Below are 6,650 nucleotides of genomic sequence, written 5' to 3'. Positions count from 1 at the left end.
CACCTTACCAATTTTTCCAGCCACCCGCTCGAATTGAACCGGCTCGTGATCAAGGCAGGCAATGAGGCCGCGCCGCTCAAAACCTATGCCCGGGACGAACTGCCAAGCGCGATCGGGCTCGTCGGACCACCCGAAGCCAATGCGCGGATCATTCCACCCGGCCGCCGTGCCGTGGTCTATATCGGCGCGCCCGCCCCCGCCGCCTTTTCCCGCGGATCGATCTCGCACAGCCTGACGCTGAACAAGATCGACACCGAAGAGCCGGATTTCACGATTTCGGGCGGCGCAGCGACGCCCGAAACCGCCGCCCTCCCGCGCCTGTCGCCTCCGCTGCGCGGCGGGCCGTGGGTTGCGGTGTACGATGTCGGCATGGAGCGCGGCCACCGCCGGGTCTTCTATGCCACTGCAGGGTCGGCCACGCTGCCCGGCCGTTTCGCGATCGACTGGATGAAGGTCGACACGCGTGGAAAATTGTCGTCGGGTGACGCCAACATCCCGGCGAACCACTATGGCTTTGGCGCCGAGGTGCTTGCGGTCGCCGACGGCACGATCGTTGCGCTCCGCGACGATGTGCCCGATCCGGCGGCCGTCAAGGGCCGGGCGAACCCCTCGATCGCCGATGCCAGCGGCAATTTCGTCATGCTCGACATCGGCGGCGGCCGCATCGCAACTTACGAACATCTGAAACAGGGCGCGCCCGTCGCCGTCGGCGACCGCGTCAGGGCCGGGCAGGTGGTCGGCTTCCTCGGCTTCACCGGGCAGGCGAGCGCCCCGCACCTGCACTTCCATCTCGCCGACCGCCCGTCGATTCTCGGCGCCGAAGGCCAGCCCTATGTCGTCACGTCCCTCACACGGCTGGGGCAATATACGACGATCGACAGCTTCTTCCGGGGCGAGACATGGCCGCCCGCGGATCGTTCGGAAACTGTCAGCGACAGCTTCCCGCCGCCGAACCTCGTCGCCCGCTTCCCCGGCGACTAGCGCAGCGCGCAGATCGCCGCCGAGCTCGTCGACACCGTCAGGATCTCGGGATCCTTGAGCGCGCGGATCTTGCGGAAAAACTGGTCGAGCGTCAGGTCGGCGATGTGCTTGTCCTTGAGACTGCCGAGCGCCGACAGGCGCCGCAACTGAACGAGCGACAGCCGGTCGACCATACGTTCGGCCATGCACGCCGCCATCGCTTTCGACAGGCCTGCGTCCTGGAGGCCCGTGCGCAGCCGCGCCTCGGGGGTCGCGCAGCCGGCGAGCGCCAGTGCGAGGAGCAGCAACGGAGCAGCGGCAAGCTTCATAGTCCTACCTTCCATGAAATTCGGCGACGGCGCCCGATACCGCCTGCATCAACGCCATGCGCGCGGGAACCGACGATGTCGTGCTGCCCAGCATGACGACGATCGCATAGCGGGTGCCGTCGGGGGCGGTGGCGATGCCTATGTCGTTGTACCCCGCGGTCATGCCGTTGAGGTCCTGCCCGGTTCCGGTCTTGTGCAGGAATTGCCAGCCCGCGGGAAGGCCGGCCTTGAGCCGCTTCGGCCCGCTCTTGGTCCGGCTCATCACACCGAGCAGATAGTCGGTCGATTCGGGCGAGAGAAGGGTCCCGCGCGCGAGCCGCGTCAGCGCGCTCGCAATCGCCGAGGGGCTCGCGCCGTCAACCGGATTGGCGAGATAATTGTCCATCGCGGCGCGGCGCGTCGCGGGCGAAAGCGCGGCGCGCGCCGTCTGGAAATTGCGGCCGATCGAATAGCTTTGCTGCCAGCTGAGGCCCGCGGTGCCGCTTTGCAGCAGCCGCTCGCCGGGGCCGAAGCGGATCGATCCCAGATCGTTTTTCGACACAAAAGCGCGCACGGCGGAGGGTCCGCCGACGGTACGCAGGAGGCTGTCGTTCGCCGTGTTGTCGCTGTGCGTTATCGCGGTTTCGATGAGGTCGCGGACGCTCATCGTCACCGACCCTTCGGACTGGACACGCGCCGCAATCGGCTGGTGGAACAGGGTCAGATCCTCACGGCCGATGCGGACCTGCTGGTCCATGCGAATCCGTCCATGGTCGACCGCATCGAGCACGGTCAGCGTGACCCACAGCTTCGAGACGCTTTGCTGCGGGAACAGGTCGGCGCCGCGCTGCGACAGCGCCCATTCGCCGTCGATGCGCTGGACCGCAATACCGGTCTTGCCGGGAAAGGCGCGCCAGAGGACATAGAGCCGGTCGTTGAGACCGGCGGGAGCGCGGCGGAACCCGGGGTCGAGCGTGCCGCGCGGCGCGGGCTCGGCCGAGCGCACCGGCTGGCCGATCGGCACCGTGACCGCGCCCGCAGGCCCGCGGACTGCCGCCGGCTGCTGCGCGCGTGGTTGCGGCACGATCGCGGCGCTGCCGACACAGCCCGCGAGCACCGCAGCGCTCATCGTAACCGCGAGGAGCGACCTGCCGGAATACTCAAATTTCATTCAAACCCCGCACTCGCGACTTTTATATTTTCCCGTCGCTATCGTCTCGCAGGCGCACGGGGCGGGCCAGCGATTTGCGACGAACGATTCCTCTACCGCGACCAGTGGCGCGTGCGGGCTCGGTCAGGGCGCCGGCGCGGCGCGCACCATGGCGGGGAAAAGCCGCTTCAGCGCCGCGAGCTTGGGCGCGTCCCAGCGGACGATATAGCCGTTCGACGGGTTGCGGCGCATGAAATCCTGGTGATTCGCCTCCGCGCGATAAAAGCGCTTGTAGCTTTCGACAGGTACGACGACCGGCCTGGCGAAATATTTGCCCCTGCTGATCTGCGCCAGATAGGCGGTCGCGACCTGACGCTGCACCGCGTCCATCGGCACGATCGCGGCGCGATACTGCGTGCCGCTGTCGGGGCCCTGACGATTTTTCAGCGTGGGGTCGGCAATGACCGAAAAGAGAATGCGAAGCAGGCTGCCGTAGCTGACCTGCGACGGGTCATAGACGATGCGCACCGCCTCGGCATGGCCCGACTTACCGTCGTGGGTCAATTCGTAGCGCGCGGTCGCGGCGCTGCCGCCGTGATAGCCCGATTCGACCGAAATCACGCCCTTCACATTGGAAAAGACGCCCTCGACGCCCCAGAAACAGCCGCCAGCGAGCACTGCGGTCGCGCGCTTGGCGTTGACGGCGGGGTCGAGCGTGGCTGCGGGGAGCTTGACGACATTTTCGGCCTGCGCCGGCGTACAAGCCACAACCGCACCCGCGATCAGCGTCGCGAGGATGCGGCTGGCCAGCGCGCGGCGCGGCGGCGTCACGCCGGGATCGGAAGCGCCGGCTGGTTGAGCACGATGTAGGTCGCGCCGATCGCGAAGCCGGCGAGCATCGACAGGAACCAGTCGGAACGGAGAAGGGTAAGCATGGGGAGCCTCTTTTTTCATATGTCGTTGTTCGCGGCCGGAACCGCTCAGGTTACACCGACGATATGGAGCGCCCCTTGCCATCCGTCAGTGATGTCCGTCACCTTAGCGGGAACGACTTACTATCCGGTGAACCGCGCGCTTAACCGCCGTTCATGTTCAGATAGGGCCGGCGACCGGCATTACAAGACCGGTCGGTATAGAATTCCTATGCGGAAATCGACCGGGGCTTTCAGCCGAGCGCGGCGCACGCCTGCTGGATGCGCACGCACGCTTCCTTCAGCACCGCTTCCGACGTCGCATAGGAAACGCGGAACGCCGGCGACAGGCCAAAGGCGCCGCCGTGCACGGCCGCGACCTTCGCCGAGTCGAGAAAATAGTCGATCAGCGCTTCGTCGCTGTCGATCAGCTTGCCGTCGGGCGTCTTCTTCCCGATGCAGCCCGACGCGTCGGGATAGACATAGAAGGCGCCGTCGGGGACCGGGCAGTTGAGGCCCGGCGCGTCGTTGAGCATCGCCACGACCATGTCACGGCGCTTGCGGAACGCGGCATTGCGATCGTCGAGGAACTGCTGCGGCCCGCCGAGTGCGGCGGCGGCGGCGGCCTGCGCGATCGAGCAGGGGTTCGACGTCGACTGCGACTGCAATTTGCCCATCGCCTTGATGATCCACGCCGGGCCGCCGGCATAGCCGATGCGCCAGCCGGTCATCGCATAGGCCTTCGAACAGCCATTCACGGTCAGGATGCGGTCGATCAGGTCGGGGCAGCGCTGCGCCAGCGTCGTGAAAGCGAAATCGGCGTACCAGACATGCTCGTACATATCGTCGGTCATCACCATCACATGCGGGTGGCGGCGGATGACTTCGCCCAGCGCATCGAGCTCCTCGCCCGAATAGGCGGCGCCCGACGGGTTCGAGGGCGAGTTGAACATCACCCAGCGCGTCTTCGGCGTGATCGCGGCGTCGAGCTGTGCCGGCGTGATCTTGTAGTTCTGCGCCGCGGTGCCCTCGATGATCACCGGCGTGCCGCCCGCGAAGGCAACGATGTCGGGGTAGCTCACCCAATAGGGCGCGGGGATGATCACCTCGTCGCCCTTGTCGACGGTGGCGACAAGCGCATTGAACAGGGTGTGCTTGCCGCCGACGTTGACCGAAATCTGGTCGAGCCCGTATTCGAGCCCGTTGTCGCGGCGGAACTTGCCGCGGATCGCTTCCTTCAGCGCCACCGTACCGTCGACGAGCGTATATTTTGTCTGGCCGTTCCGGATCGCCTCGATCGCCGCTTCCTTGACGAAGTCCGGCGTGTCGAAATCGGGCCCGCCCGCCGACAGGCCGATCACGTCGACGCCCGCGGCTTTCAGCGCCGTCACGCGCGCGGTCATCGCGAGCGTTGCCGACGGCTGGATGCGGTTCAGGGCAGCAGACACATGGGGCTGGAAGGTCGACATTAAAAAAGCGTCCTTGCGAGAGGGCGAGCAGCGGATGAAATGGCAGAAAATTGCGCGCGGCCGCGCCTATAGTGTCCGACCGATATTCGCAAGCGCGCAGGTTGATAATTTACCTATGCAGCGGGCAGGTCAGCCTATCGAGGATGTCGCAGGGTCCGCCAGTCGCGCGGGGACCAGTCCACGCAGCGAATTGCCGATAAAGAAACCGCCCTCCAGATCACCGAGCCTGAGGTGCGATTCGACCGCGCGCCCCTTGTCGATCAGCTCGGCACGCAGCACCCCGGGGAGCAACCCGAGCGCGAGCGGCGGAGTCAGCAGCTGGCCATCGCGCTCGACGAAGATATTGCTCCAGCTTCCCTCGGTGACGAAGCCCGGTTCGTCGACGAAGACGACCTCGGCAGCCCCGCTCTCGTGCCGCGCGGCGTCATAGGCGGCACGCAGGCTGGTCTTGTGCGTCAGGCGAAAATCGCCGGCCGCCATCGGAGCGGGCCGCACCGCGACCGGTACCGGCAGCTCGGCGAGCCGCGGCAAGGGCGATACCTCGACCGCGAGCGCGCCCGACGGCGCGAGCCGCATCCGCACCCGCGCGGCGCTGCGCAGGCGGAAGGTGGCCGATTGCAGGCTGTTGCGCGCACCGTGGCGGTCGAAGGTAAAGCCGAGCATCTGGGCACTCGCCTTCATCCGCGCCAGATGGCCCTCGAGCCGCTGGACGCCCTCGACCGGGTCGAAGAACATCGTTTCGATGAGGTCGAAGCTTTCCCCCGCTGCGCCCACAAATTCCCCCTTGGCCAGACATTCGCGCCATTCTTCAGCGGGTTCGCTGTCGGCGACGATTCCCGATCCCAATCCGAGCGTGGCGCAAGGCGGACCGTCTCGCAAGCCGCTTTGCGGTAACACCCCGGGAAAGACGAGCGTCCGGATCGCGACATTGAACGCCGCGTCGCCGCCCGGCTCGATAAAACCGATCGAGCCGGTGTAGAGCCCGCGCGGCCCCGCCTCCAGCGCGTCGATGATCTCCATCGCGCGCACCTTGGGCGCGCCGGTGATCGACCCGCAGGGAAAGGCGGCGCGCAGCACGTCGACCGCGCCCACGCCGTCGGGCAGCCGCGCGCCGACGTCGGAGACGAGCTGGTGGATCGTCGGGAAGCTTTCGACGCGGAACAGGTCGGGCACCGCGACCGACCCCGGCACCGCGACGCGCGACAGGTCGTTGCGGATCAGGTCGACGATCATCAGGTTTTCGGCGCGCTGTTTCGGGTCCTCGGCAAGCTCGCGCGCCGCGCGCCGGTCGGCGGCGGGATCGACCAGCCGCGCCGCTGTCCCCTTCATCGGACGCGCCATCACGTCGCGCCCGCGCAATGCAAAGAACAGCTCGGGCGACAGCGACGCGATCGCCTGTTCGCCGGTCCAGATGAACCCGCCATAGCCCGCGCGCGCCGTTTGCCGCAGCCGGGCGTAGATAGCGAGCGGATCGCCAAGCACCGGGACATCGGCGCGAAAGGTCAGGTTCGCCTGATAGATGTCGCCCGCGCGGATATAATCGAGCACGGCCTCGACCGCGGCCAGATAATCGGCGCGCACGATACGCGGCGTCACCGCCCCGACCCACGCCGACGCCGGATCGGGAAGCAGGCCGGGCACCGCATCCGCGTCGATCCGCTGCACGGCACCGAACAGCCCGAACCAGCCGAGCGGCGCGGGCCCGGCGCCGCCGCCGGCGGGCCGGTCATTCGAGGAAGGCCCAGCCGGGACGGCCCGAGGAGCAGGCCCGCCAGGCGTTGGGATCGATGGGCTGGTAGAGGCCGGTGGTCGTTTCGCCGTCGCAGGTCACCCTGCACAGGTGCTCGTCCAG

The 6,650-nt window shown here is 67.2% G+C and carries 6 protein-coding genes; 1 reads left to right on the top strand and 5 read right to left on the bottom strand.

Features of this window, described 5'->3' with window-relative positions; translation table 11 throughout:
* Positions 1 to 981, top strand: a 981-nt coding sequence (locus VGD20_RS06835) for a M23 family metallopeptidase (RefSeq protein WP_331133732.1), incomplete at its 5' end; no start/stop codon positions are given.
* Here VGD20_RS06835 and VGD20_RS06830 read toward each other — a convergent pair.
* From VGD20_RS06830 to pabB, 5 genes are all read right to left on the bottom strand, one after another.
* Entirely contained in the window at positions 978 to 1,304 is a 327-nt protein-coding gene (locus VGD20_RS06830) for a hypothetical protein (protein WP_331133731.1), read from the bottom strand. The two genes, VGD20_RS06835 and VGD20_RS06830, sit on opposite strands and share 4 nt — an antisense overlap.
* Positions 1,294 to 2,439, bottom strand: coding sequence for a serine hydrolase (locus VGD20_RS06825; protein WP_331133730.1), 1,146 nt, complete (start codon positions 2,437 to 2,439; stop codon positions 1,294 to 1,296). Before VGD20_RS06825 ends, VGD20_RS06830 begins: the two co-directional genes overlap by 11 nt.
* 123 nt (positions 2,440 to 2,562) lie before the next feature.
* Positions 2,563 to 3,249 carry a peptide-methionine (S)-S-oxide reductase MsrA gene (gene msrA, locus VGD20_RS06820; RefSeq protein WP_331133729.1) on the bottom strand — a complete coding sequence of 229 codons (687 nt, stop codon included), beginning with the start codon at positions 3,247 to 3,249 and terminating at the stop codon, positions 2,563 to 2,565.
* Positions 3,250 to 3,583: 334 nt separating this feature from the next.
* Positions 3,584 to 4,798, bottom strand: a complete 1,215-nt coding sequence (locus VGD20_RS06815; RefSeq protein WP_331133728.1) for a pyridoxal phosphate-dependent aminotransferase — start codon at positions 4,796 to 4,798, stop codon at positions 3,584 to 3,586.
* 129 nt (positions 4,799 to 4,927) lie between these two features.
* Entirely contained in the window at positions 4,928 to 6,463 is a 1,536-nt protein-coding gene (gene pabB, locus VGD20_RS06810) for an aminodeoxychorismate synthase component I (RefSeq protein ID WP_331133727.1), read from the bottom strand.
* Positions 6,464 to 6,650 lie beyond the last annotated feature (187 nt).

The organism is Sphingopyxis sp., assembly GCF_036402335.1.
GTDB lineage: Bacteria > Pseudomonadota > Alphaproteobacteria > Sphingomonadales > Sphingomonadaceae > Sphingopyxis.
This window is presented reverse-complemented; position numbering and strand designations above follow the sequence as displayed.